Annotated in this window: 23 protein-coding genes and 2 pseudogenes; 14 read left to right on the top strand and 11 right to left on the bottom strand. The window is 71.4% G+C overall.

Going from position 1 to position 22,526, the window contains the following annotated elements; genetic code table 11:
- Positions 1–128: 128 nt before the first annotated feature.
- The gene (locus ACYUED_RS03935; RefSeq protein WP_491290927.1) at positions 129–1,484 is read right to left on the bottom strand and encodes an FAD-dependent oxidoreductase; all 1,356 of its coding nucleotides are present in this window, start codon (positions 1,482–1,484) and stop codon (positions 129–131) included.
- Positions 1,485–1,674: 190 nt separating this feature from the next.
- On the opposite strand from ACYUED_RS03935, the gene ACYUED_RS03930 reads away from it, so the two are divergent.
- Positions 1,675–2,142, top strand: coding sequence for a DUF6214 family protein (locus tag ACYUED_RS03930; RefSeq protein ID WP_491290926.1), 468 nt, complete (start codon positions 1,675–1,677; stop codon positions 2,140–2,142).
- A gap of 92 nt (positions 2,143–2,234) precedes the next feature.
- Here the strand turns inward: ACYUED_RS03930 and ACYUED_RS03925 are convergent, their stop codons facing one another.
- The gene (locus tag ACYUED_RS03925) at positions 2,235–2,891 is read right to left on the bottom strand and encodes a TetR/AcrR family transcriptional regulator (protein ID WP_491290925.1); all 657 of its coding nucleotides are present in this window, start codon (positions 2,889–2,891) and stop codon (positions 2,235–2,237) included.
- 243 nt (positions 2,892–3,134) lie between these two features.
- Between ACYUED_RS03925 and ACYUED_RS03920 the strand changes: the two genes are divergently transcribed.
- Positions 3,135–3,383 (top strand): DUF2630 family protein, encoded by a 249-nt coding sequence (locus tag ACYUED_RS03920; RefSeq protein ID WP_491290924.1) that lies wholly within the window; start codon positions 3,135–3,137, stop codon positions 3,381–3,383.
- 41 nt (positions 3,384–3,424) lie between these two features.
- On the opposite strand, the gene ACYUED_RS03915 is transcribed toward ACYUED_RS03920, so the two are convergent.
- The 4 genes from ACYUED_RS03915 to ACYUED_RS03900 form a co-directional block, all read right to left on the bottom strand.
- A complete protein-coding gene (locus ACYUED_RS03915; RefSeq protein WP_491290923.1) occupies positions 3,425–4,114 on the bottom strand; it encodes an HAD family hydrolase in 690 nt (229 codons plus the stop codon).
- Positions 4,115–4,136: 22 nt separating this feature from the next.
- Positions 4,137–4,808, bottom strand: coding sequence for a phosphatase PAP2 family protein (locus ACYUED_RS03910; protein ID WP_491290922.1), 672 nt, complete (start codon positions 4,806–4,808; stop codon positions 4,137–4,139).
- Positions 4,809–4,922: 114 nt separating this feature from the next.
- The gene (locus ACYUED_RS03905) at positions 4,923–5,858 is read right to left on the bottom strand and encodes a M56 family metallopeptidase (RefSeq protein WP_491290921.1); all 936 of its coding nucleotides are present in this window, start codon (positions 5,856–5,858) and stop codon (positions 4,923–4,925) included.
- A 296-nt stretch (positions 5,859–6,154) separates the two neighbouring features.
- The gene (locus ACYUED_RS03900; RefSeq protein ID WP_491290920.1) at positions 6,155–6,697 is read right to left on the bottom strand and encodes a DUF5134 domain-containing protein; all 543 of its coding nucleotides are present in this window, start codon (positions 6,695–6,697) and stop codon (positions 6,155–6,157) included.
- A gap of 196 nt (positions 6,698–6,893) precedes the next feature.
- On the opposite strand from ACYUED_RS03900, the gene ACYUED_RS03895 reads away from it, so the two are divergent.
- The 3 genes and pseudogenes from ACYUED_RS03895 to ACYUED_RS03885 form a co-directional block, all read left to right on the top strand.
- On the top strand, positions 6,894–8,555 hold the full coding sequence (locus ACYUED_RS03895) for an FUSC family protein (protein ID WP_491290919.1): 1,662 nt from the start codon (positions 6,894–6,896) through the stop codon (positions 8,553–8,555).
- Positions 8,552–9,094: a MarR family winged helix-turn-helix transcriptional regulator gene (locus ACYUED_RS03890; protein ID WP_491290918.1), complete on the top strand. Its 543-nt coding sequence runs from the start codon at positions 8,552–8,554 to the stop codon at positions 9,092–9,094. Before ACYUED_RS03895 ends, ACYUED_RS03890 begins: the two co-directional genes overlap by 4 nt.
- A 218-nt stretch (positions 9,095–9,312) precedes the next feature.
- Positions 9,313–11,019: pseudogene (locus ACYUED_RS03885) on the top strand (cellulosome protein); the annotation flags it as partial.
- 196 nt (positions 11,020–11,215) lie between these two features.
- On the opposite strand, the gene ACYUED_RS03880 reads toward ACYUED_RS03885, so the two are convergent.
- The gene (locus ACYUED_RS03880; protein WP_491290917.1) at positions 11,216–11,980 is read right to left on the bottom strand and encodes a VOC family protein; all 765 of its coding nucleotides are present in this window, start codon (positions 11,978–11,980) and stop codon (positions 11,216–11,218) included.
- A 174-nt stretch (positions 11,981–12,154) separates the two neighbouring features.
- Here ACYUED_RS03880 and ACYUED_RS03875 point away from each other — a divergent pair, with 174 nt between their 5' ends.
- Positions 12,155–13,069 (top strand): GNAT family N-acetyltransferase, encoded by a 915-nt coding sequence (locus ACYUED_RS03875; RefSeq protein WP_491290916.1) that lies wholly within the window; start codon positions 12,155–12,157, stop codon positions 13,067–13,069.
- Positions 13,070–13,083: 14 nt separating this feature from the next.
- On the opposite strand, the gene ACYUED_RS03870 is transcribed toward ACYUED_RS03875, so the two are convergent.
- The gene (locus ACYUED_RS03870; RefSeq protein WP_491290915.1) at positions 13,084–13,476 is read right to left on the bottom strand and encodes a VOC family protein; all 393 of its coding nucleotides are present in this window, start codon (positions 13,474–13,476) and stop codon (positions 13,084–13,086) included.
- Between the two features lie 70 nt (positions 13,477–13,546).
- On the opposite strand from ACYUED_RS03870, the gene ACYUED_RS03865 reads away from it, so the two are divergent.
- Positions 13,547–14,086 carry a GNAT family N-acetyltransferase gene (locus ACYUED_RS03865; protein ID WP_491290914.1) on the top strand — a complete coding sequence of 180 codons (540 nt, stop codon included), beginning with the start codon at positions 13,547–13,549 and terminating at the stop codon, positions 14,084–14,086.
- Between the two features lie 3 nt (positions 14,087–14,089).
- On the opposite strand, the gene ACYUED_RS03860 is transcribed toward ACYUED_RS03865, so the two are convergent.
- Complete coding sequence (locus ACYUED_RS03860; RefSeq protein ID WP_491290913.1) at positions 14,090–14,773, bottom strand: glycerophosphodiester phosphodiesterase; 684 nt, start codon at positions 14,771–14,773, stop codon at positions 14,090–14,092.
- A gap of 396 nt (positions 14,774–15,169) precedes the next feature.
- Here ACYUED_RS03860 and ACYUED_RS03855 point away from each other — a divergent pair, with 396 nt between their 5' ends.
- The 5 genes and pseudogenes from ACYUED_RS03855 (at position 15,170) to ACYUED_RS03835 (ending at position 19,783) form a co-directional block, all read left to right on the top strand.
- On the top strand, positions 15,170–16,567 hold the full coding sequence (locus ACYUED_RS03855; RefSeq protein ID WP_491290912.1) for a DUF6421 family protein: 1,398 nt from the start codon (positions 15,170–15,172) through the stop codon (positions 16,565–16,567).
- A 41-nt stretch (positions 16,568–16,608) separates the two neighbouring features.
- Entirely contained in the window at positions 16,609–17,358 is a 750-nt protein-coding gene (locus ACYUED_RS03850) for an SDR family NAD(P)-dependent oxidoreductase (protein ID WP_491294835.1), read from the top strand.
- The gene (locus ACYUED_RS03845; protein WP_491290911.1) at positions 17,355–18,425 is read left to right on the top strand and encodes a threonine aldolase family protein; all 1,071 of its coding nucleotides are present in this window, start codon (positions 17,355–17,357) and stop codon (positions 18,423–18,425) included. Before ACYUED_RS03850 ends, ACYUED_RS03845 begins: the two co-directional genes overlap by 4 nt.
- 84 nt (positions 18,426–18,509) lie before the next feature.
- Entirely contained in the window at positions 18,510–19,082 is a 573-nt protein-coding gene (locus ACYUED_RS03840) for a transglutaminase domain-containing protein (RefSeq protein ID WP_491290910.1), read from the top strand.
- Positions 19,083–19,091: 9 nt separating this feature from the next.
- A pseudogene (locus tag ACYUED_RS03835) lies at positions 19,092–19,783 on the top strand (B3/B4 domain-containing protein).
- Between the two features lie 4 nt (positions 19,784–19,787).
- Here the strand turns inward: ACYUED_RS03835 and ACYUED_RS03830 are convergent.
- Positions 19,788–20,516: a lysophospholipid acyltransferase family protein gene (locus tag ACYUED_RS03830; protein WP_491290909.1), complete on the bottom strand. Its 729-nt coding sequence runs from the start codon at positions 20,514–20,516 to the stop codon at positions 19,788–19,790.
- Between the two features lie 184 nt (positions 20,517–20,700).
- The gene (locus ACYUED_RS03825) at positions 20,701–21,117 is read right to left on the bottom strand and encodes a DUF4395 domain-containing protein (protein WP_491290908.1); all 417 of its coding nucleotides are present in this window, start codon (positions 21,115–21,117) and stop codon (positions 20,701–20,703) included.
- Between the two features lie 75 nt (positions 21,118–21,192).
- Here ACYUED_RS03825 and ACYUED_RS03820 point away from each other — a divergent pair, with 75 nt between their 5' ends.
- Entirely contained in the window at positions 21,193–21,606 is a 414-nt protein-coding gene (locus tag ACYUED_RS03820) for a TlpA family protein disulfide reductase (RefSeq protein WP_491294833.1), read from the top strand.
- A gap of 208 nt (positions 21,607–21,814) precedes the next feature.
- On the top strand, positions 21,815–22,327 hold the full coding sequence (locus ACYUED_RS03815; RefSeq protein WP_491290907.1) for a flavin reductase family protein: 513 nt from the start codon (positions 21,815–21,817) through the stop codon (positions 22,325–22,327).
- Positions 22,328–22,526 lie beyond the last annotated feature (199 nt).

Raw genomic sequence — 22,526 nt, 5'->3', positions numbered from 1 at the left:
CAGAGCGGCGGGGGAGGGAGTGAGGGGGAGAGTCGGAACAGCACGAGACCGTATGCGGCTTGCACAGTTTGTTGATTTCCGGGGTGTTGCCGCTGTGTGTACTGCCCACTGGGTAGCTTCCGACGCTGCTACGAGGCCCGCTGTTCGCCCGTCGCCCGCGCCGCCGCCAGCAGCGACTCCCAGTCCGCCAGCTTGACGACACCGCGGCCCAGCGAGGCGCCGAGGGCCGCCTCGGCCCGCTCGATCGCCTGCCAGCCCGCCCACCGGACCGGCTCGATCCCCTCCGCGCGCAGCGCCGCGACAGGATCCCCCGGCAGCTCCTCGCGTACGAGCACGGAGGCGTCCTCCAGCAGCGACACCACCGTCTCCTTCGCGCACGGACGGTTGGTACCGATCACTCCGGTCGGGCCGCGCTTGATCCAGCCGGCCACGTACTCGCCCGGCGCGACGACGCCCGCGCGCAGGACGCGCCCCGCCAGATGCGGCACGGTGCCGCCGGCCGCGTCGAACGGCAGCCCCTCCAGCGGCACTCCCCGATAGCCCACCGAACGCAGCACCAACTGTGCCTCGATGTCCTCGTACCGTCCGGTGCCCGTGACGCCCCCGCGCCCGTCGGGTTCCGTCCGCTCGAAGCGCACTGCGCCCACCCGGCCGCCGTCGGCGAGCAGTTCGACGGGGCGCAGGAAGAAGCGCAGCCGGATGCGGTGCGGGGCGTCCTCGGGAGGCCGCTGGGCCCAGCCGCGCAGCACTTCCACGTTGCGGCGCTGGACCGCAGGCAGCGCGGCCGGATCCGCGTAGGCCGGATCCAGGGCCAACTCGGCCTGATCCACGGTGAGTCCGGTGTCCGGGAGCCCGTCCAGCTCGCGCAGCTCCTTGGTCGTGAAACGGGCCTGCGACGGGCCGCGCCGGCCCACCATGTGGACCTCGCTCACCCGGCTCGCGGACAGCGCGCTGAGCGCCGCCTGCGGCATGTCCGTCGGGCTCAGCTCCGCCGGGCCGCGGGCCAGCATCCGCGTGACGTCCACCGCGACATTGCCCACGCCGATGACCACGGCCGACCGGGCGTCCTGTACGAAACCGTCGTCGGCGGCATCCGGATGGGCGCTGTACCAGGACACGAACTGTGTCGCCGACCAGCTGCCCGGCAGGTCCTCGCCCGGGATCCCCAGGTGGCGGTCCGTGGCGGCGCCCACGCAGTACACCACCGCGTGGTACAGCTCGCGCAACCGGGCGGCCGGCAGCCCGCCGGGGCCGACCTGGATGCCGCCGAGGAAGCGCACCCGCTCGTGCTCCAGGACCGTACGCAGGTTGTTCTGCAGTGACTTGATCTTCTCGTGGTCCGGCGCGACGCCGTAACGCACCAGGCCGTAGGGGCACGGCAGCCGGTCCAGGACGTCGACGGACACCCCGGAGTCCAGCTGGACGAGACTCTGGGCGGTGTAGACCCCGCTCGGTCCTGAGCCGACGACGGCGACACGCAACACGGCGGAACTCCTTACGAGAGGAGATCGCTGACGGCTCCAGCATCGCACCGCCCGTGCTGCGCTGACAGGGTGCAGGCACACCATGGACGCGCGTGTCCGTTTCTGCTGTATGTGATCAAGTGGTTACGTTCCGCGTGTGCTAGAAGCATCCTTTCTTAATCTTTCTGATCGTTGTCCGACGGACGGCACGGTGTCCGTATGGCCCGCGTGGGAAGTGCGGGAGGACGATCGCGCCACGTCGTGGTTCAGCGTCCGGCTGGCGTTCGGCGACGGCGCCCGGGTCGACGCCCTCGCGATGGTCTGCGAGGGCTGCGCCGCGCTGGAGGACGTCCGGGCCCAGCCTGCGCTGTCCCTGGACGACCTCGCGGAACTCGCCGACTGGATCGAGGAACCGCTCTTTCGCGCGTGCGGCCCAGGGCCGGATCCGGCTGCCGGGCAGGACGGATCCGTACCCTCCCGGCGGGCCCGGTCCGGCTGGCCGCGTGGCGTCGAGGGGCGCCGGCTCGTCGCCCAGAAGTACCGCGCGGCGCAGGAGCAGGGCGCCGATCCGGTCCTCGCGGTGATGTGCGCGACCGGCCACAGCCGGCGCAGGTCGCTCCGGCTGATCTCACAGGCCCGCGACTCGGGGTTCTTGACGCCACGTCACGCACGGCGCTGACGGGGCGCCGTCCCCGGGGCACCGGGGCATTGGCCGCTGGTCGGAGGGAGCTACTGGTCGGAGGGCTCCGGCCGGGCGGGCCGGTCGCCGGGTCACTCGCCGGTCGCGAAGTACCGTGACAGATCCGTCTCGTACGCCCCCTCGGCCGCCGCCCCGGTGTCGGGCGGCACGCCCATCTCCCAGTCGAGCCGGTAGCGCTTGAACAACTCGGCCCGCAGGGTGGTGATCGGCATCGGCACCCTCGGCAGCACCAGCGCGTAGACGGCGCCCATCAGCAGGGAACGCAGCATCGGATAGTCGGCGTCGACGTCCCGCGACCCGCGCCGGGCGACGACGTCCCGCAGCAGCTCGGCGAGGCGCTGCTGCTCCGGGCACTGCACGAACCCCTCCGCCTGCAGCAGCCCGGCCATGTGCTGGCGCATCAGCACCGGACGGTCCCGGCCCAGCCGCAGAATCGCGTCGATGGCCCGCGCCATCCGCTCCCGGCCGTCCTCGGTGCGCGGCTCCCGCTCGACCGCCTCCTCCAGGATGCGGTGCATCAGCCGGTGCACTGCGGACTGCACGAGCTGGCGCTTTCCCGGGAAGTAGTACGACACCAGACCGCGCGCCGAGCCCGCTCGGTCCGCGATGTCGCCGAGCGTCGTCGCCTCGTAGCCGTGCTCACCGACCAGCTCGACGGCCGCTTGCAGGAGCCGCTCCCGGGAACGTCTCCGCAACTCTTCATTGACCGAGGCACTGCGCGGGGACATGCTGTAACTCCTGCGTTGACTGGCTGCCAGCCAACTATACTCAGCACGTCCCGATCGGAGTTCCGTACGGGCTGGTCAGGGCTGCCGTCCGTCTGGGGCGACGCGGGGGATCGTCTCAGGCGGGCGGTCCTTTCGCCCAGATGGTGTCCTCAGGCTACTTCCCGAAACCTTCGTACTCCCCTCGCGCCGCACCCCCGCCGTCCCTAAAGTGGCACGAGTGCCGAGCCGAGGAGGCCTGCGGAGATGGAACAGGACCGGCAGATCCTGGCCAGGATCACGGAGATGGTCGAGGACGAGCGCAAGCTCCGGGAATCCCTCGCGTCCGGTGAGATCGACAGCACGACGGAACACCAGCGGCTCGGACAGCTGGAGCGCGACCTCGACCAGTGCTGGGACCTGCTGCGGCAGCGGCGCGCGAAGACCGAGTTCGGGGAGAACCCGGACGAGGCGCGGGCCCGGTCGTCGTCGCAGGTCGAGGGCTACCTGGAGTAGCCGGGCGGACGCGCAGGGCGGACCCGGGGCCGGTCCGCCGCTCAGTCCACCAGGTCCAGCACGGCGCGCAGCCCGTCCGGCCGCTCGGACGTCGGCAGATGGTCCACCAGGTGCACCCGGCAGCCGAGGGCCGCCGCTCCGCCGTCCGCCGCCCGGTCGTCACCGACCATCAGGACCTCCGCCGGATCGGCTTCGAGTGCCTCGCAGGCCGCCGCGAACAGCCGTGGGTCGGGCTTCTGGATGCCGTGTTCGTACGACAGGACGTACGTGTCCACATACCGGTCGAGGCCGTGCTCGCGGAAGACCGGACGCAGGTCCCAGCCGATGTTGCTCACCACGCCGATGCCGATCCCGCGCTCGCACAGCGCCCGGAGCACCTCGGCGGCGTCGGGGTAGGGCGCCCACGCGGCCGGCCTCCTGTGCCGGTCGTACAGCGTGTCGTGCAACCCGGGGTCGGGGAGCGGCACTTGGCGGGAAAGGCCGGTGTAGGCGGCCCGGTGCAGCTCGGCGCTCTCGTCCCGGATCCGCCACACCTCGGCGAGGTGCGCGGGCAGTTGTGCCGGGGTCGCTCCGCCCGGTTGCGCCCCGGCCACCTGCAGCGCCTTCGCCGCCTGGGTCAACTCCGGCTCGGAGACCGTGATCCCGGCCTCGTCCAGCACCGCCCGCAACCAGGCCTCGGTGGACTCGATACGGAAGAGTGTGCCGGAGAAGTCGAACAGGACAGCCGTCATGGGTGGATCTTACGTGGCCTGCTCATGGTCGCCATCGCTGGTGGACCAGCACGGCCAGCGCCACGAGCATCGCCCCCAGGAGCCAGCCGCCCACCACGTCGGAGGGCCAGTGCACGCCCAGCCATACACGCGTGAGGCCCACCCCGGCCACGGAGACCACGGCCACGGCCAGCGCCGTGCGCCACAGGGCGCGGCCGGGGCCATAGACGTGCAGGAGCCAGAGCAGGAGGCCGCAGACGACCGTGGCGGTCATCGCGTGTCCCGAGGGGAAGGCCGCGTAGTGGGCCGCGTCGACGGGGTCGGGCCAGACGGGGCGCGGGCGGTCGACCGCGGACTTGAGGGCCTGTTGCAGCAGGGTGCCCAGCGCGCAGGTGGCCACCAGCCACAGCGCCGTCCACCACGCCGCACGTCTCCACACCAGCCACAGCACGGCCGCCGCGCACACCAGGCGCATCGTCCAGGGGTCCCAGACCCAGTCCGTCAGGATGCGGAACGCGTGGGTGAGGCCGGGTTCGTCGACGGCCCAGCGGTGGGTGGTGCGGGCGATGTCGCCGTCGGTGCTGGTCAGGGGGCGCCACTTGACCGCGACGAGCGTGAGCAGCAGCGCGGAGCACAGGGCGAGGACGGTTGCGGCGCGGGCGGTGGCGTTCTGGTCCGGCGGGCGGGGCGGGGAGTCGGCGGGCGGGTTGTGCATGCATTGATCCTCGCCGACCGGCGGGGTCCGAGGCCAATGTCCGGGACTCCTGCGCATCCCGAGGCCGACACCGGGGCCTTCTGGGCCGCCCCGGGAGGGCACAGCCGACGGGCACTACCCCAGGGCCCGCAACCCCGGTACGAACGCCACCAGTACCGGCACCACCGGCACCAGGGCGGCTGTCGCCGTCAGCCCCAGCCGTCGGGTTGCCGTGAGCCGGTCGGGTGCGCCGAGCAGCCTGCGCACGCGCTGCGGAACGTGTGCCTGGGCGCTGGGAGAGGGGCCGAACACGCCCCGGTCCTGGTTGAGTTCGACGAGTGCGAGCGCGGTCGTCAGACGGCCGTGGCGGCGCGAGGCCATGTCGTCGGCGGCGAGCTCGACCAGCCGGTGCATCTCGTCCCGGAACCCCGCGAACACCGGCACCTGCGGGAACCCGACCGCCAGCGCGGCCGAGCAGTGCAGTAGCCAGTCGTGCCGGGCCTGGGCGTGCCCCTGCTCGTGGGCCAGGACGGCGTCCAGCTGCCGGCCCTTGAGGCGGCGCAACGCGGCGGTGGTGACGACGAGCCCGGGCGCCGCACCGGCCATCCACCAGGCGTCGGCCCGCTCGCCCTCCAGCACGACCAGCCGGCCCTCCTCGGGGTTCTCGCCGGGCAACAGCGGGGCCCGGACGAGGAGTTCGGCCCGGCGCCGGCGACGGCGCGCCCGCGCCCGCACGACCTCCCGGACCAGCAGGGCCACGCTCCACACCCCGGCGCACGCGAGCGCCACCGCGGTCGTCGCCGCCCACGGGCCGGTCGCACCGAGTGCGTAGGCGTCCACGACCGTGTGCGGCGCCGCGGCGAACACGTGGCCGCGCACCGCCTGCCACGCGTCCGCCGCGCTCAACGTCATCGACAGCGCACAGCACATGAGTACGGCCGCCACCACGCACTGCCACACCCACAGCGCGAGCACCGGTTCACGGTCCGCCCAGTCGGCCCGGGCGAGCAGCCGTGGGGAGACGACGGCGGTCAGCGCGCCGAGCAGCAACAGTGCCGCGGGGACCATCATGGCGATCACCCTATGAGTCCACGCGCGCCCGGGGCAGGGGCGGCCGCGGCAAAGTGACGCAGGCAACGGTTGCGTGCGGGACACGGCGGCTCGGAGAGGGAGCGGGATCGGTAGGCGGTGGCCGCGACCGGGGGCCCTCGTCGAGGGCGGTCACGAGGTGCCGTAGCCGCGGGTCGGGGCGCTGGGTCCGCGGCCGGCCGCAGAGCCAACTCCTCAAGTCCGCTTGCCGGTTCGGCGGCCGCGTTGACCCGCGCGTCGAACCGGCGGGGTCCGCAGCGCGAGCGGGGCACGGCTGCTCAGAGCGTGATCAGCATGGCCACCATCGCGATCCCCATCGACAGCCGGCAGGCCCGCGCCAGCTCCGGCCGGTCGCCCCAGCCCGTGGTGCCGCCGCCCGCGGTGGCAGGTATCAGCCGGACCCCCGACAACAGCACGTACCCCACGAAGTAGAGCAGCAGCATCCCCGTCACCAGGGGGACTCCGGACGAACCCCCGTGCCCGGCATGGTGTGCCGGAGCGGCCGCCATCGCGACCGCCATGTAGACCATGGCCGAGGTGCCCACCAGGTGGTGCAGATGGTGCGCGCTCGTCCGCGCCGTCCACAGGTCGCGCAGCGCGGCGGCGCCGAAGAAGGCCGCGTAGCCGGGCCAGGTCCACGGCGGCGGGCTGAAGGCCGCCGCCGGAACGGACATGGCGGCCATGCCGAAGCCCATCAGCGCCTCGCCGCCCGCGGCCCTGCGCTGCTCCTCGACCGTGCTGCGCATCCGCAGCAGACAGTAGGCCCCGGTCGCCGCGCACAGCGCGACCAGCAGCCAGCCGGGCGAAGCCGGTCCGTGCACGCGCACCTCCCCGCTCGACGGTGTCGACAGTCGGTGGTTGCCCGTACGACGCGGCGCGCACGCAAGCGCAAGGAGGTGCACGGGGAGCGTTCGAGGGAGCACGGCAGGTGAGGGCAGGTGAGGGCAGGTGAGGGCAGACGGAGGCGGGTGCGCGAGATTTCCTTTACTGGTAAAATACCTGCTAAGGTTATGCCACATGACCCCTGCGACCTCCACTCCCACCACCCCGCGCGGCCGCCGCCTCCCCCTGTCCGGCGTGCTGCGTCTGGGCCGGCCCGCGGACATCTGGTTCAAGCCCGCCCTGAGCGTGGTCGCCTCGGTCGCTCCGCCCAATCTCACGCTGCTGGCCCTCGGCCGGCTCGACCTGGCGCTGTACACCATGGCGGGGTCGCTGTGCGCGCTGTACGCCCACAACCGCCCCTACACCGCCCGGGCCCGGGTCCTCGCCTGGGTGGTCCTCGGCATGGTCGGCGGCCTGGCCGTCTCCCTGGTCACTGCCTCGCTCACCGGCAGTGCCGTCGTGCTCGTCACCGTCGGCGCCCTGCTGGCCGCGCTGCAGAAGGCGCTGTGCGACGCGACCCGCATCGGTCCACCCGGCAATGTGGTCCTGACCTTCATCACGTCCGCCTCCCTCTTCGCCCCGCAGACCCTCGGTCAGGTCCCCGGCCATCTCGCGCTGGCTCTCGCGGCGGGCGGCTGGGCCTGGCTCGTCGGCATGGCCCCCGGACTGCTGCGCCCGCACGGCCCGGAGCGCCGGGCCACCGCGGGCGCCCTGAACGCCGCGGCCGCGTACGCCGGCACACGGGGCACGGGCGACGGCCACGCGCGCAGCCGCGCCACGGCGGCCGCCGCCGTCCAGGCCGCCTGGCAGTCGCTCCTGGCCACGCGCGGCCCCCGTACCCGGCGCGCCCTCGAACGCCTCGTCGTCCGCGCCGAAGTCGCCCTCGCCGCACCCGCCGACACCGATCCGGAGCAACTGCGCATCTGGGCACGCGAGTTGACCGGCACCAGACCCGTCCCGGTCGTCCACGACCCAGTGGTCACCGACGACCTCCTCGGCGTGGACGCAGAACTCGCCGTCCTGCCCCGCCCGTTGTGGCAGCGCCTCGGTCCACTCACCCCGATCGCCGTCCGCACCGCGCTGGGCTGTGCCCTCGCCGGCTACGCCTCCCTGGCCCTCGGCGTCGGCCGCCCCTACTGGGCCCTGGTCACCGCGGCCTCCCTCTATCAGGCCAACCTCGTCCTCACCTGGGGCCGGGGCGTCCAGCGCGTCGTCGGCAACCTCCTCGGCGTCCTGCTCTTCGCCGCCGTGGCCCCGCTCGCGCACCTCGGCCAGACGGCCCTCGTGCTGTGCTGCCTCGCCTTCAACTTCGGTGCCGAGGCGCTGATCGGCCGCAACTACTGGCTCGGCACCGTCTGCGTGACCCCGATGGCGCTGCTCATCACCGAGTTCACCGGGTTCCAGGAGCCGGGGCAGCTGATCGCCGAGCGCGCCGTGGACACCGTCGTCGGCGCGCTGGCCGGCCTCGTCGCGGCCGTCGCCGTCACCAACCGGCGCGCCGGCGACCGGGTCGAGCACGCCCTGGCCGCAGTCGAGCGCTCCCGCGAGCACACCGCCCGACTGCTGGCCGAGTCCGCCCCCGCCCCCGTAACCCTGCAAGCCGCTCGCCGCTCGCTCGCCGCCGCCCTGGCCGACCTGCGCGCCACCGTCGACGCCGCGTCCGGCGAGTGGTGGCAGCGCGCCCTGCCCCAGGAGCGGGTCGTGCGCGCCGAGCAGGCCGGACACCGTACGCTCGCGGCGACGGTGCGGCACGACGGGCCGCGCCGGAGCGCGAGGACGGAGGGCGTACGGCCATGACGGCACCGAACGGACGGCAGGCGGGCGCGACCAGGGGGGACGACACCGTCTCCGCGGTCGTGCGCCAGTGGCGGGCCGTCCACCCCGACCTCGACACCGGCCCCATGGAGATCGTCGGCCGGATCAACCGCTGCGCCGCGCTCCTCCAGCAGGCCGAGGACGGCCCGCTGCGCCGGACGGGCCTGAGCCGCCCCGAGTTCGACCTGCTCGGCGCCCTGCGCCGTACCGGCCACGAGCTGACCCCCAGCGAGCTGGCCCGCGAGACGTACTCCTCCGGCGCCGCCGTCACCAAGCGCCTCAAACAGCTCACCGAGCGCGGCCTGGTCGAACGCCGCGGTGACGCCCGCGACCGCCGCGTCGCCCACGTCCGCCTCACCGACGCCGGCAGCGCCCTGGTCGACGGGATCCTGCCCGAGCAGCTCGCCTACGAGACCTCCGTACTGTCCGTGCTCGACCCGCCGGGACAGGACGAACTCGCCGGTCTGCTTGGGGAGTTGCTCGGCCGGCTGGAGGGTCGGCGTGGCACTCTGCGCGCCTGAGCGGCGGATGCCGGAACGTTCGGACGGCGGACGTCCGTTGACGTGATCGACGCCGACTCCCTACGTTCGACCGGGCTGGTTCGGATCACCGGCTGGCGTACGAGATGTCGAACCAGCGATCAGCGGGGGATGCCGTGGCAGCCGAGACGTTCACTGTCGACCTGGGCACGGAGACGGGCCCCTTCCACGGCGGAGCCGCCGGCACGCTCTACGGCCTCGACTCGGCAGTGGAGGCGGGCAAGGGCAACGGCCAGTGGTGGCTGTTCAACGCGTACGGGCAGCTGTCCGGGAACACCGTCCGGGTGACGGCGCCACACCCCAACGTGCGGTACACACTGCAGGGCGTCGCCGCACTCGACCGGGCCAAGCGGCAGGCACGTGTGCTGTTCGGCGGTGCGAGCGGCCGTGCGGACCTGGTCCTCACGGGCGTCGACGCGGAGGTCTTCGGCGCGAGGGTCCACCTGCGGCTGCAGGAGATCCCGTGGACCGGGCAGGTCGGCGCGAGCGCCCAGCCGTTGCGCCTGCGGGACCTCGAACTGCCCGTCGTGGACGGCCGCGTGACGCTGCCCCTGACCGGCCTCGACGAGATGTCGGCCTACCAGCTGATCCTCGCACCGGGCGGCAACGGGGCCACGCCGCAGCCGCCGTCGGTGACCTGGCGGTGCACGTACGAGGCCGAGGACGCGACCTACACGGGAGGCGGCCGCTCCAAGAACGGTCCCGAAGGATCCCCGTCCGCCGTCGACAGGTTCGCCACCTCCGGCGGCCATCACGTGGGCGGACTGCGCACCGGCTCCGACGGGGTGCTCGCCTTCGATGTCGAGGTCCCGCAGGACGGCACGTACGACATCCGGGTCTTCGCCAACTCCTACAACCTCGCCGACCTGGTGCGCGAGAACGGCCCCACCAACGTCTTCCTGCGCATCGACGGCGAGGACCCGCGGGAACTGCGGCTGCCGCTCGGCTACAAGTGGGCGGTGTGGGGCCACACCGACACCGAGGCCGAATTGACCGCGGGACCGCACCGGATCACCCTCGCCGCACAGGACCCCGACCTCGGCACGACCAGGGGCGACGCGGTCGTCGACAAGTTGGACCTCGTTCTGCGGGACGAGCAGGAGGCCGTGTACGACGCCGAGTACGCGGCGCTCGGCGCGGGCGCCCGGATCAGCTACGCCCACGTCGGCGCATCCGGCCCCGGTGTCGCCGTGGCCCCCCGCGGCGGCACCGTCACCTTCTGGGCGCACGCCGCCGACGACGGCGAGGCGACGGTCACCATCGATGTGCTCGGCCCCGGCGAGGGCCTGCTCACGGTCAACGGCGAGGAGCTCGGGCCCGTCCGGCGAGGCCCCGTCCCGCTCTTCCTGGCCGGCGGCATCAACAAGGTCACGGTCACCGGGACGTCGGAGCTGCTGGTGGTGGACCGGCTGCGTGTCGGCGCGTCCCGCGGACTGCTGCCCGTGCGCGTCGGCGCCGCCGAGGACGGCGTCCTGACCGGCACCGCACACGTGACGGGACTCCCGTACGCCACCGGTGGCAAGGCGGTCGACGGCATCGGCGCCGGGCCCGGCAACGCGCTCACCCTGACACTCAAGGCCGAGCGCGCCGGACGGCATGCGCTCACGATCCGCTACTCCAACGGCGAGCAGGCACCCGCCACTCACTACAACCCCGACCCGGTCTGCCGCCACGCGGACATCTCCGTCAACGGGGCCGCCCCGCACCGAGTCCTGTTCCCCACCACCTTCCACTTCAACAACTTCTGGAACCTCTCCGTCCCCGTCACCCTGGACCAGGGCCCCAACACGATCACCTTCACCGCCGACGAACTCCCCGACTTCGACGGCCGCACCCACAACCAGTACGGCCAGCGCTCGGCGTACGCCCCGGTCGTCGACCGGGTGAGCGTGACCCCGCTTGTCTGAGGGGGTCCTGTCGTGTCGGGCATGGCGAACGACCTCCGGGACCTCGCGGGCGTCGACTTCGAGCGAGTGGACATGTCGGGCACGCCCTTCAGCGGCGTGAGCCTCAACCGGGCGGGCATTCTGTACTCCGCGCTCCCTCAGGTGGTGATGCGCGGTGTGAAGATGGTTCACGTCCGGAGGCAGGCCTCGGCACTGATCACCGTTCGTCGCGCGGCAGGTACACGCCGAACACCGCCTGCTGCGGGTCCCGCAGCACCGCGATCCGCGGCCCGTCCGGCACGACGGTGGGCTCCATGAGGACGGTGCCGCCCGCCCCGGTCGCCGTGGCCGCGGTGGCGTCCACGTCCGCCACCGCGAAGTACGGCAGCCAGTGCGGTGGCACCTCGGGCGGGAACTCGTCGTCCATCCGCACCATCCCGCCGAAGTCCGCGCCGTCGACGCCCCACTGCGTGTAGTGCTGCGAGGCGTTGACACTCCAGCCGAACACCGTGGTGTAGAAGCTCAGGCACCGCTCGGGCGCACGGGTCAGCAGCTCCACCCAGCCCAGCGCGCCGGGCGAGTTGAACAGCCCGGCGCCCGGGAAGGCCCGCGCCTGCCACATCTGGAAGGCCGCACCCGCCGGATCGAGCGCCACAGTGAAACGGCCCACGTCGAGCACGTCCATCGGGCCGAGCAGGACCGTCCCGCCGGCCGCCGTCACCCGCTCGGCGGCGGAGTCCGCGTCGGCCACCGCGAACGACACGTTCCACGCGACGGGCTGCGACTCCTGGAAGAGCGGGGTCAGTGCGGCGACGGCCGCGTCCCCGAGGTGCGCGACCGTGTAGCCGCCCGCCTCCTGACGCGGGTCCGTTTCGTGGCGCCAGCCGAACAGCTCCGCGTAGAACCGCTTGGCCGCCGCCATGTCACTGGTGCCCAACTCGGTCCAGCAGGGCCCGCCGGTCACCGGCTTGTCGAGCTTCATGACGTTCCTCCGGAGGGAATGCGGGACAGCCCCCTCCAGCACGCTAGTCCCGGGCCCCGGCCGCGGCCATCCGGCGAAAACCCCCTCGCACACGGCGCCGCCAGGGACGTATTCTCGCCCCGTACCGCACCCATTGGCGGCCTCCAGCTCACGTATCCGCTCCGGAGGTTTCGCATGTCCGCACTCACGGTGCGCCCTTTCCGCCGCGACGACCGCGACCAGCTCACCGATCTGGTCAACGCGCACATCGCCGCCGTCGTCCCCGGCGTCTCCGTCTCGGTGAACACCGTCCTCAGTGATCTGGAGCGCCGGCCCGCCGAGTTCGTCATCGACCCATGGGTGGCCGAGCGCGTGACGCTCGTCGGCGAGCAGCGCGGGCACGTTGTGGCCGCCGCCCATCTGCTGCGCTACCGCCCCGGCGACGAGGTCGGGGAGGACTACCGGGACGCCGGCGAGATCGACTGGTTCGTCTGCCGTCCGCCGGCGTCCCTCTGGCCCGACTCCGAGGCCGCCGCCGACCAGCTGATGGCCGCGTGCCTGGCCCAGCTCGCCCGCTGGAACGTACGCGTCCGGTACGCCGACGGCGCCGTTCCGGCCCCGGTCGTATACGGCCTGCCGCGCAACTGGCCGCACATCCGCGCCCTCTACGAACGCTTTGGCTTCCAGCACGTCGGCGACACGGAGGTCATCCTGCTGGCACGGGTGGCCGACCTGCCGGCGCCCGAACCCTGGCCGGGCACGACGACCGAGCGCACGCTGGGGGAGTGCGGCACCCGCTTCACGGTCCACGCCGGCACCCGCGCCCTCGGCTTCATCGAGATCGACACATCCCTGGCCCGCCCCGAGCGCCACGCGCGCGCGGCCGGCCTCGCCGACATCGGCAACCTGCACGTCGACCCGGCCCGGAACGGCGAGGGCCTGGCGCAACGGCTGCTGGCCGAGGCCGCCGGGTGGCTGCGTCTGTGTGGAGTGGACCGCCTCCTCGCCTACGAGCAGGTCGGTGACAAGGCGGCGATCGACCTGCTGCTGGGCGCAGGCTTCCGCGAACTCACCCGCACGGACCGCCGCTGGGAGCACCGCCCGGACTGACCCCCGGACTGACCTCAGATCCCCGGCCGGTACCGCATCGGATGGTCCGCCGGCACCTCCACCAGCACGATCCGGGTCCCGTCCGGGTCCGCGATCCACATCTCCATCAGACCCCAGGGCTCCTTCACCGGCGCCCGCACGATGTCGACCCCGGCGGCGCGCAGCTCCTCGTGCGCCGCTGCCACGTCCTCGACCTGCAGCCACAACTGCACGGCCGGGGAGGGCGGGGTCTCCAACCTGCCGGAGACCTCCAGGAAGCCGCCGCCCAGGAAGTACACGGTGCCGCGCTCCGGCCCCGTGCCGAACTCGCGGTGGACGGCGAGGCCGAGCTGCTCACCGTAGAAGCGGCGTGAGCGCTCGGGATCGAGGGGATGGACAAGCGTCCGGCTGCTGAGAACGTGCACCATGCACCGGAGCCTAATGGCAGGGTTACCCTCGTCCGAGCCCCAGCCGCGCCCAGATTCCGGAGTGACGTCCATGGAAACCGCTGCCACCGACCTGACCTTCCGCGACGCCACCGACGCCGACGTGGACGCCCTGGTCGCGCTGATCGAGTCGGCCTACCGAGGGGACTCCAGCCGGGCCGGGTGGACCACCGAGGCGGACATCCTCCAGGGGCAGCGCACCGACCCGGAGGGTGTCCGCGACGTCATCAAGTCGCACGAAAGCCGGCTGCTGACGGTCGAACGGCAGGGCGCCGTGGTCGCCTGCTGCCAGCTCGAACACCGCGGTGACCACGCCTACTTCGGAATGTTCGCCGTCAGCCCGCAGCTGCAGGGCGAGGGCCTCGGCAAGGTGATCATCACGGAGGCGGAGCGCGCGGCGCGCGAGACCTGGGGCGTGCGCGAGATGCACATGACCGTGATCTCCGTACGCAACGACCTCATCGCCTGGTACGAGCGCCGCGGCTACCGCCGTACGGGCCGGATGACCCCGTTCCCGTACGGCGACGAGCGCTCCGGTGTTCCGCAGCGCGACGACCTGCAGTTCGAGCTGCTGGTCAAGGAGCTGGCGTGACGTTCACGCGGTGAAGCGGGCGGTGCGTTTGATCTCCGGGTAGTCGGTGGTCGCGCCGTCCAGCTGCAGGGCCCGTACGAGCCGGAGGTGGTCCTGCGTGTTCACCACCCAGCCGATGATCCTCAGGTCCGCCTTGCGGGCCCGCTCCACGACCTCCAGCGTGAGGCGGCGGATGTTGAGGCAGACGGTCGCGGCACCGGCCTCCACCGCGCGGTCCACGATGTCGGTGCCGTAGCGGCTGCCGATCAGCGCGGTCCGCACGCCCGGCACCAGCCGGTTGATCTCGGCGATCGCCTCGTCGTGGAACGAGGACACCTCGACCCGGGAGACCAGGTCCCGTTTCAGTATCACCTCGGCCAGCGCCCGGGCCGCCGCGATGTCCTTGATCTCGGCCTGGAGAGGCGACCGTACGGCGTCGAGGACCTCCTCGAAGACGGGGACGTGCTCCCCGCGGCCGGCGTCCAGGGCACGCAGCTCGGAGAGGGTCTTCTCGGCGATCGGGCCGGTGCCGTCGGTCGTGCGGTCCACGTCGGTGTCGTGCATGACGACGAGGGCGCCGTCCTTGCTCAAATGCAGATCGAGTTCGATCACGTCGAGCCCGGCCTGCTGGGCGGCGACGAAGGAACGGAGGGTGTTCTCGGGTTCGGTACCCATGACTCCGCGATGACCGATGGTAAGGAAGTTCAAGGTTCAACTCGCTTCCGTCGACGGCGGCTCGGCTCCGCGCGCGACCTGAGCGGACGGTCACGCGGACAGAGCCGCAGCCTAACGGCCCGGCCCGGCGATGAACCCGTGCGTACACGGGGGATTGGGGTGTCGCGAGGGGCGGACCTGGCCCGTACCCCTGAGGGCGGTCACCCTGGCGTGGGCGAGTCCTCCCGGGATTGACCCCTGGCTTGTTTCGGCTGTCCGGTCCCAGGGTAGCCGCGCGATATCCAAATGCCCGCCGGATCTGTTTCCGGCAGGAAAAAGTTCGGTGACCACCGGGGGTGCGCAGGATAATCTCCCGAGACTCCTCTTGCTGGGAGGAAGCTCGTATGTATACGGTCTCCTTACGCGAGGTTCTCCTGTGGAGGATGGGACATGACGGAAATTCTTGTGCAGACGGCTTCGGGGGACTGGATTCCTCCCGTGACCAGGGTGGTGGAGCACCCGGCATGGGCCGTGCTCAAGGATGCCGTGGAGCGGATCCGGCCATGGCAGTCCAAGGACGGGTCGATCGACCTCGCGGCGGAGGGCGCCCCCGAGCGCGCGGACGCCGCGGCGGCGGTCGGGCGTGTCGTGGAGGCGGTCGAGGAGCTCTCCGCGCTGCTCCCGCACGACAGCGCCTACCACGAGGCCCTGGTCCAGGACCTGCGCCGGTGGGCCGAGGGTGGCTTCGAGGTGCCCGACTTCCTCGACTCGCTGCTGGCCTTCCAGCCCGCCGCGAACCGCGCTGACGGCCTCCAGCACCTGGTCGTCTTCCCGATGTACACGCAGAACGGCAACCCCGACCGCAACCTCGAAGCGGTCGTCCTGCGCATGGTCTGGCCCCAGTGGCTGGCCGAGCTGGAGCGCAGCCGCTACGACAACCCGCTGTTCTGCGGCATCAAGTTCGAGGACTTCACGGCCGGCTACGACACCAACTCCGCCGTGCTCTTCCCGGAGACCATCGCCGTGCGCGAGGCGCCGGAACGCTTCTCCTGGGGCGGCATCTTCTGCGACCGCGAGGCCGCCCGCTTCCGCCGGGTCACCGAGGCCGCCGTCGGCATCCTGGGCATCGAGCTGCCCGAGGACGTCGCCGCCATGGTCCACGACCAGACGCGCTGCGAGGAGGCCTTCGTCCTGTGGGACATGGTCCACGACCGCACGCACAGCCACGGCGACCTGCCCTTCGACCCGTTCATGATCAAGCAGCGCCAGCCGTTCTGGATGTACGGACTGGAGGAGCTGCGCTGCGACCTCACGGCCTTCAGGGAGGCCGTGAAACTGGAGGCCGACGGCGTCCCGCAGGCTCGTGACGTGCAGTATGCGGTCCTCTTCGACCGCATGTTCCGCTTCCCGGTCACCGGTGAGCGCGTGCGCAACTACGACGGCCTCGGCGGTCAGCTCCTCTTCGCCTACCTGCACAAGCACGACGTGGTGCGCTGGACGGACAACAAGCTGTTCATCGACTGGCAGCGCGCCCCGCACGTCACCAACCAGCTGTGCGCCGAGATCGAGAAGCTCTACCGCGACGGCATCGACCGTCCCAAGCTCGTCCACTGGTTCGCCGGATACGAGCTGGTCTCCGGTTACCTCGCCCCGCATCCCGGCTCCCGCTGGGCCAAGGGCCCGGACGCCCTCGACCTGAGCCAGCCGCCGCGGAAACTCGTCGATGACGTGCTTCCGGACGAGTTTCCGCTGAGCATGTTCTATGAGGCCCTCTCCAAGAAGCTGAAGAACGTGATCGCCTCCACCAAGGGGATCACCGCGGAGAGCGCCGAGCGGGTGGCCGCGTGAGCGACCGCACCACCAGGAACACTGCTCAGGAGGCGAAGACCATGGCGGGGAACGGAGCTCTCAGCGGTGCGGTGATCGCGGTGGCCGGCGCGGGCGGACCCGCCGGCCGCGCGACACTGCTACGGCTGGCCGAAGCGGGGGCGACCGTCGTCGCCGCCGACAACGACCCCGAGCGGCTCGCGGAGGCGGTGGACGCGGCCCGCTACGCGTCGGGCGGCGCCACCGTCACCGGCGAGCCGGTGGACCTGCTGGACCTGGAGTCCACCCGGGAGTGGGCCAGGCACATCGAGAAGGAGTTCGGCCGAGTCGACGGCCTGGTCCACCTCGTGGGCGGCTGGCGCGGCAGCGAGACCTTCATCAAGACGAGCCTGGACGACTGGGACTTCCTGGAGCTGCTGCTCATCCGCACCGTGCAGCACACCTCCCTCGCCTTCTCCGAGGCGCTGCAGCGCAGCGAGCGCGGACGGTACGTCCTGATCAGCGCCGCGGGCGCGACCAAGCCCACCGCGGGCAACGCCGCGTACGCCGCCGCCAAGGCCGCGTCCGAGGTGTGGACGCTGGCCATGGCCGACTACTTCCGCAAGGCCGGGGGCGCCGAGGGGCCGACGTCGGCGGCTGCGATCCTGGTGGTGAAGGCGTTGGTGCACGACGCGATGCGCGCCGATCGCCCCAACGCGAAGTTCGCGGGCTTCACGGACGTCACGGACCTCGCCGAGGCCATCGCCGACGTCTGGAGCAAGTCCGCCGCCGAAGTGAACGGAAAGCGTCTGTGGCTGACCGAGAAGCCGTGAACCCCCCGAAGACCGACGCACGTCGTCATCACGACCCGGAGGTCCGCGGCTTCGCCAGCGACAACTACGCCGGGGCCCACCCGGAGGTGCTCGCCGCCATGGCCCTGGCCAACGGCGGGCACCAGGTCGCGTACGGCGAGGACGACTACACCGAGAACCTCCAGGGCATCGTCCGCAGCCACTTCGGCCCGACGGCGGAGGCCTTCCCGGTCTTCAACGGCACGGGCGCGAACGTCGTCGCGCTCCAGGCGGTCACCGACCGCTGGGGCGCGGTGATCTGCGCCGAGAGCGCGCACATCAACGTCGATGAGGGCGGCGCCCCCGAGCGCATGGGCGGCCTGAAGCTGCTCACCGTGCCCACGCCCGACGGCAAGCTCACCCCCGAGCTGATCGACAGGCAGGCGTACGGCTGGGACGACGAGCACCGTGCGATGCCGCAGGTCGTCTCGATCACCCAGAGCACGGAGCTCGGCACGCTCTACACGCCGGACGAGATCCGGGCGATCTGCGACCACGCCCATGCCCACGGCATGAAGGTGCACCTGGACGGCTCCCGCATAGCCAACGCGGCAGCCTCGCTGAACGTCCCCATGCGGACGTTCACCAACGCGGCCGGCGTCGACATCCTCTCCCTGGGCGGGACGAAGAACGGTGCGCTGTTCGGCGAGGCCGTCGTCGTCATCGACCACGACGCCGTCAGCCATATGAAGCACCTGCGCAAGCTGTCCATGCAGCTCGCCTCCAAGATGCGTTTCGTGTCGGTGCAGTTGGAGGCTCTGCTGGCCAAGGACCTGTGGCTGCGCAACGCCCGCCACTCCAACGAGATGGCCCAGCGGTTGGCCGAGGGCGTGCGTGCCGTGCACGGGGTGGAGATCCTCTATCCGGTGCAGGCCAACGGGGTGTTCGCCAAGCTCCCGCACGACGTGAGCGAGCGTCTGCAGAAGCGGTTCAGGTTCTACTTCTGGGACGAGGCCGAGGGAGTCGTGCGCTGGATGTGCGCCTTCGACACGACCGAGGAGGACGTGGACTCGTTCGTCGCGGCGCTGAAGGAAGAGATGGCGCGGTAGCCACGGTCCCCGACGGTGCATAGGTATGCGGTCGCTTGAAAAGTCATTGACTGTCGGGTGATCGCATTCCTATGCTCTGTGGGCATGGAGCTGATCCAGAACAACCCTGACCTGTCCGCGTACTTGGCCGCCGACGAGGCCATCGACCATGACCACCCGCTGGTCCGGGAGACGGCTGCCCGGCTCGCCAGGGAGGCGGTGGACTCGTATGCCTATGCGCGGCTGGCGTTCGATTTCGTTCGCGACACGATCCCGCACTCGCAGGATTCCGGTGACCCGCGCGTCACCTGGCGTGCCTCCGACGTCCTGGAGCAGGGCACGGGCATCTGTTACGCCAAGGCGCACGCACTGGCGGCCCTGCTGCGGGCCGAGGACATTCCGGCCGCGCTCTGCTATCAGCGGTTCGACGTGGTGCACGGCCTGGTCGCCGTGCGGTTCAACGGCGCCTGGCATCGACAGGACCCGCGCGGAAACAAGCCGGGCGTGGACGCCCAGTTCTCCCTCGAAGGCGAGCTGCTGGCCTTCACCCCCGACCCGCAGTCCAATGAGATGGACTATCCGGTCCTGTATGCTGAACCGCATCCGACCGTGTTGAGCGTTCTCCGAGCCGCCTGCGACCGGCCGTATCTCTGGAAGACCCTCCCCACCGCACTCTGAGGCATGGCAATGACTCCCTCCCTGACCGTGTCCGACGAGGTGCGCACCCTGGCGCCCGGCTTCACCCACCTGGCAATCGAGGCGCACGGCCTGGTCAACGGCCCCAGCACGGAAGCCGGTTCGGCCCTGCTCGACGACGCGGCCCGCCGTCTGGCCGTACGCCTCGACGGGCGTGCCCCGCACGAGGGCCCGTACATGGCGGCCTGGCGCGAGGTCTACACGGCGTTCGGTCCAAGCCCTCGCGCACCCGCAACTCGGCCGAGGCGCTGGCGAAGAGGGCGCTGACGGACAGCGGCCTGCCCCGCATCAACCTGCTCGTCGACCTCTACAACGCCATCAGCGTCGCCCACCTGATCCCCGTCGGAGGCGAGGACATCGACCGCATCCAGGGTGGCATGCGGCTCGTACGGGCCGTCGGCGACGAGGACTTCGTGACCGTGGCCGGTGGCGAGGAGGTCGTCGAACACCCCGACGCGGGCGAGGTGATCTGGCGTGACGACGCGGGCGTGACCTGCCGACGCTGGAACTGGCGCCAGGGTCCCCGCACCCGCCTCACCGAGGAGACCGTCTCGGGCATCTTCCTGCTGGAGGGCCTGGCACCGATGCCCGTCACCGAGGTGCAGCAGGCAGGGGCCGAACTCGCCGAGCTGCTGGAGAAGTTCAGCCCCGGGGCGCGGATCACCGTCCACGCCCCGGAGTGAGAATTCAGCGAGCCTCGGCCGCCTTCACCTCTTCGGGGGTCGGCGCCGTGCCACCGAGATGCGCGGGCATCCACCAGGTGTCGTTCGGGCCCTTGGGCCGCACCGGGTAGGCGCGCTGCGCGGCTTCCAGGAGCTCCTGGACGCGCTCGCGCAGCCGCCGCGTGATGGCACCCGCGTACTGGTCCTGGGGCGCCTCGACCGGCTCGCCGACCCGAATGGTGATCGGCGTGTGGCTGCGCTTGAAGTTGCGCGGGTGACCCTTGGTCCACAGGCGCTGAGTACCCCACAGAGCCATCGGGATGAGCGGGACGCCGGCCTCCTGGGCCATGCGCGCGGCACCCGACTTGAAGCTCTTCAGAGTGAACGACTGCGAGATGGTCGCCTCGGGGAAGACGCCGACGATCTCGCCGGAGCGCAGCGACTGCAGCGCGTGCTGGTACGCCGTCTCACCCTGCTTGCGGTCCACCGGGATGTGCTTCATCCCGCGCATCAGCGGACCGGAGATCTTGTGCCGGAACACCGACTCCTTCGCCATGAAGCGCACCAGACGCTTCTGTGGCAGGGCGGCCAGACCGTCGAAGATGAAGTCCAGGTAGCTGATGTGATTGCTCACCAGCACGGCGCCGCCCGAGCGCGGAATGTTCTCCGATCCCTTGCAGTCGATCTTGAGGTCCCAGGCCTTGAACAGCGTTTGGGCGAGACCCACGACGGGACGGTAGACAAGCTCAGCCATGGGCGGGGTGGACCCTTCTCTCTGCCCGGATGGGTTCTCCCGGCGGGAAGTTACGCAGCCGTAGGTTTACGGCATTGCGCAGATCGTGCCCCAAGAACGAACGGGTGGCCAGCCCTGGTGCCGCAGAACGGCGAGATCCTCGTCACGTCCATCACCAGTTCGACCTCGGACGTTTTCTCCGCCTTTACTCCGTACGGACCGTCACGCGGCGCAGGACCAGGTACATCTCGCATCCGAGGCAGTACCCGAACGCGGCATTGAGGAACGCGGCGGCGAGCGCGGCCCCGGTCGCGGCGAGTCCCAGCCAGCTCGGCCCCAGCGCGTAACCGACCAGCCCCACGCCCGCGAAGAGCAGGCCCACCGCCTGTGCGAACCGCGGCGGCTCCGGCGACTCGAACTCGGTCGGCGGCCCGATCCGGGGCCGCACGGTCTTGCGGAACAGCCAGCCGTACGGAGAACGGCCCACCCCGCCCGCCGCGCCGAGCGCGAACGCCAGCGTCTGCCAGGCCAGCAGCCAGCCGCTCCCGGTGATCAGCACGACCGCGAGGACGGCGGTCGTCACGGCAGCCCCGAAGCGGGGCCCCCTCACATCGATGTCCATGAACCAAGCATTCCGCAACGGAAACGATCTGGGCAGTCGGGAATCTTTGCAGTCTCGTGAATGCTTGTGCAGGTGATGAACGGACTCGTGGTGTGCGCGGTGGTGCTCCTGGTGGCGAGCGCCTATGGAATGCTGCATCGGCAGCGAAGCGGGAGGGTGCGCGTGCGTGGGCGCGACGGCGGAAAGCGGCTCGGGGCGGCCGAGTTGGGCCAGGAACTGGGTGAGCGCGCCACGCTCGTGCAGTTCTCCAGCGCCTTCTGTGCGCCCTGCCGGGCCACCCGGCGCCTCCTCGGCGAGGTGGCCGGAATGCTCCCGGGTGTGAGCCACGTCGAGATCGACGCGGAGGGCCACCTGGACCTCGTGCGCGAACTCGACATCCTCAAGACCCCGACGGTGCTGGTCCTCGACGCCGACGGCCGGGTCGTGCGACGCGCCACCGGCCAGCCCCGCAAGGCCGATGTCATCGCGGCGCTGGGCGAGGCGGTTTGACGGCTGTGGTCGCAGGGGTGAGGCATCTCCCATATGCCGGAACGTACTTGACTGTGCGCACCACCTATCGTCAACCTGACCGTATGCCACCGGAACTCCTTCTCTTCGGGCGGGTCCACGTCGACCTCGCCCGCACCGCGAGTGCGCGCTGTCCGAGCTGTTGAGCAGCCACGACTCCGCTCGCCCCTCCTCGCAGAAGGACAATTCCATGACGGCCACCGGCCTCGACGCCCGCACCTCTCAGCTCGCCTCTCCCGACCTGCTGCGCTCCGTCTTCCGCCGGCACGCCGCGGGAGTCGCCGTGATCACCGCACAGGGCGACGCCGGCCCTGTCGGCTTCACCGCCACCTCCCTGACCTCGGTCTCCGCCGAACCCCCGCTGCTCTCCTTCGGCATCAGCACCGGAGCCTCCAGCTGGCCGGCGATATCGGCGACCGACCACATCGGCGTCCACATACTCGGCGACCATCAGCAGGACTTGGCGGCCACCTTCGCCAGGAGCGGCGCGGACCGGTTCGGTGCGCCCACCGCCTGGCGCGAGGGCCCCGAAGGGGTGCCCGTCCTCGACGACGTGCTGGCCTGGCTCGTCTGCCGGGTCGTCGGCCGCGTCCCCGTAGCCGACCAGCGCATCGTGCTCGCCGAGGTCGTGCTCGGCGACCCCACGGGCCACGGCCGCCCGCTTCTGTACCACCAGGGGCGGTTCAACGGCCTGCGTGACTGATCGTCGGCCGGCTCCTTCTGCGAAGCGGTCGAGTTCCGATTACGCTGCGTTGCAAAGGTCACAGTTCAAAGCGCTTGCTTAGCGGGAACGAACTGGGTGTACTGGCGAGTAATGTTTCGCTCGGAGCGTGGGTCGCCCCGATCGGGATCGGCCGCTTGAGGCGCCTATGCTGCCTGAACGTAGGCAGCACCGAAATGAC

It is taken from the genome of Streptomyces sp. DF42, assembly GCF_058267695.1.
Note: the sequence above shows the minus strand (reverse complement) of the source record. Positions and strands in the feature narration are given on the sequence as shown.

Excerpts from the sequence above, each read along its gene's own strand:
- ACYUED_RS03890 (WP_491290918.1), top strand. The coding sequence starts at position 8,552 with ATGACGGCACCGAACGGACGGCAGGCGGGCGCGACCAGGGGGGACGAC.
- ACYUED_RS03910 (WP_491290922.1), bottom strand. The coding sequence starts at position 4,808 with ATGCACAACCCGCCCGCCGACTCCCCGCCCCGCCCGCCGGACCAGAAC.
- ACYUED_RS03815 (WP_491290907.1), top strand. The coding sequence starts at position 21,815 with ATGACGGCCACCGGCCTCGACGCCCGCACCTCTCAGCTCGCCTCTCCC.
- ACYUED_RS03865 (WP_491290914.1), top strand. The coding sequence starts at position 13,547 with ATGGAAACCGCTGCCACCGACCTGACCTTCCGCGACGCCACCGACGCC.
- ACYUED_RS03880 (WP_491290917.1), bottom strand. The coding sequence starts at position 11,980 with ATGAAGCTCGACAAGCCGGTGACCGGCGGGCCCTGCTGGACCGAGTTG.
- ACYUED_RS03855 (WP_491290912.1), top strand. The coding sequence starts at position 15,170 with ATGACGGAAATTCTTGTGCAGACGGCTTCGGGGGACTGGATTCCTCCC.
- ACYUED_RS03875 (WP_491290916.1), top strand. The coding sequence starts at position 12,155 with ATGTCCGCACTCACGGTGCGCCCTTTCCGCCGCGACGACCGCGACCAG.
- ACYUED_RS03915 (WP_491290923.1), bottom strand. The coding sequence starts at position 4,114 with ATGACGGCTGTCCTGTTCGACTTCTCCGGCACACTCTTCCGTATCGAG.
- ACYUED_RS03920 (WP_491290924.1), top strand. The coding sequence starts at position 3,135 with ATGGAACAGGACCGGCAGATCCTGGCCAGGATCACGGAGATGGTCGAG.
- ACYUED_RS03840 (WP_491290910.1), top strand. The coding sequence starts at position 18,510 with ATGGAGCTGATCCAGAACAACCCTGACCTGTCCGCGTACTTGGCCGCC.
- ACYUED_RS03925 (WP_491290925.1), bottom strand. The coding sequence starts at position 2,891 with ATGTCCCCGCGCAGTGCCTCGGTCAATGAAGAGTTGCGGAGACGTTCC.
- ACYUED_RS03870 (WP_491290915.1), bottom strand. The coding sequence starts at position 13,476 with ATGGTGCACGTTCTCAGCAGCCGGACGCTTGTCCATCCCCTCGATCCC.
- ACYUED_RS03825 (WP_491290908.1), bottom strand. The coding sequence starts at position 21,117 with ATGGACATCGATGTGAGGGGGCCCCGCTTCGGGGCTGCCGTGACGACC.
- ACYUED_RS03820 (WP_491294833.1), top strand. The coding sequence starts at position 21,193 with ATGAACGGACTCGTGGTGTGCGCGGTGGTGCTCCTGGTGGCGAGCGCC.
- ACYUED_RS03850 (WP_491294835.1), top strand. The coding sequence starts at position 16,609 with ATGGCGGGGAACGGAGCTCTCAGCGGTGCGGTGATCGCGGTGGCCGGC.
- ACYUED_RS03895 (WP_491290919.1), top strand. The coding sequence starts at position 6,894 with ATGACCCCTGCGACCTCCACTCCCACCACCCCGCGCGGCCGCCGCCTC.
- ACYUED_RS03905 (WP_491290921.1), bottom strand. The coding sequence starts at position 5,858 with ATGATGGTCCCCGCGGCACTGTTGCTGCTCGGCGCGCTGACCGCCGTC.
- ACYUED_RS03830 (WP_491290909.1), bottom strand. The coding sequence starts at position 20,516 with ATGGCTGAGCTTGTCTACCGTCCCGTCGTGGGTCTCGCCCAAACGCTG.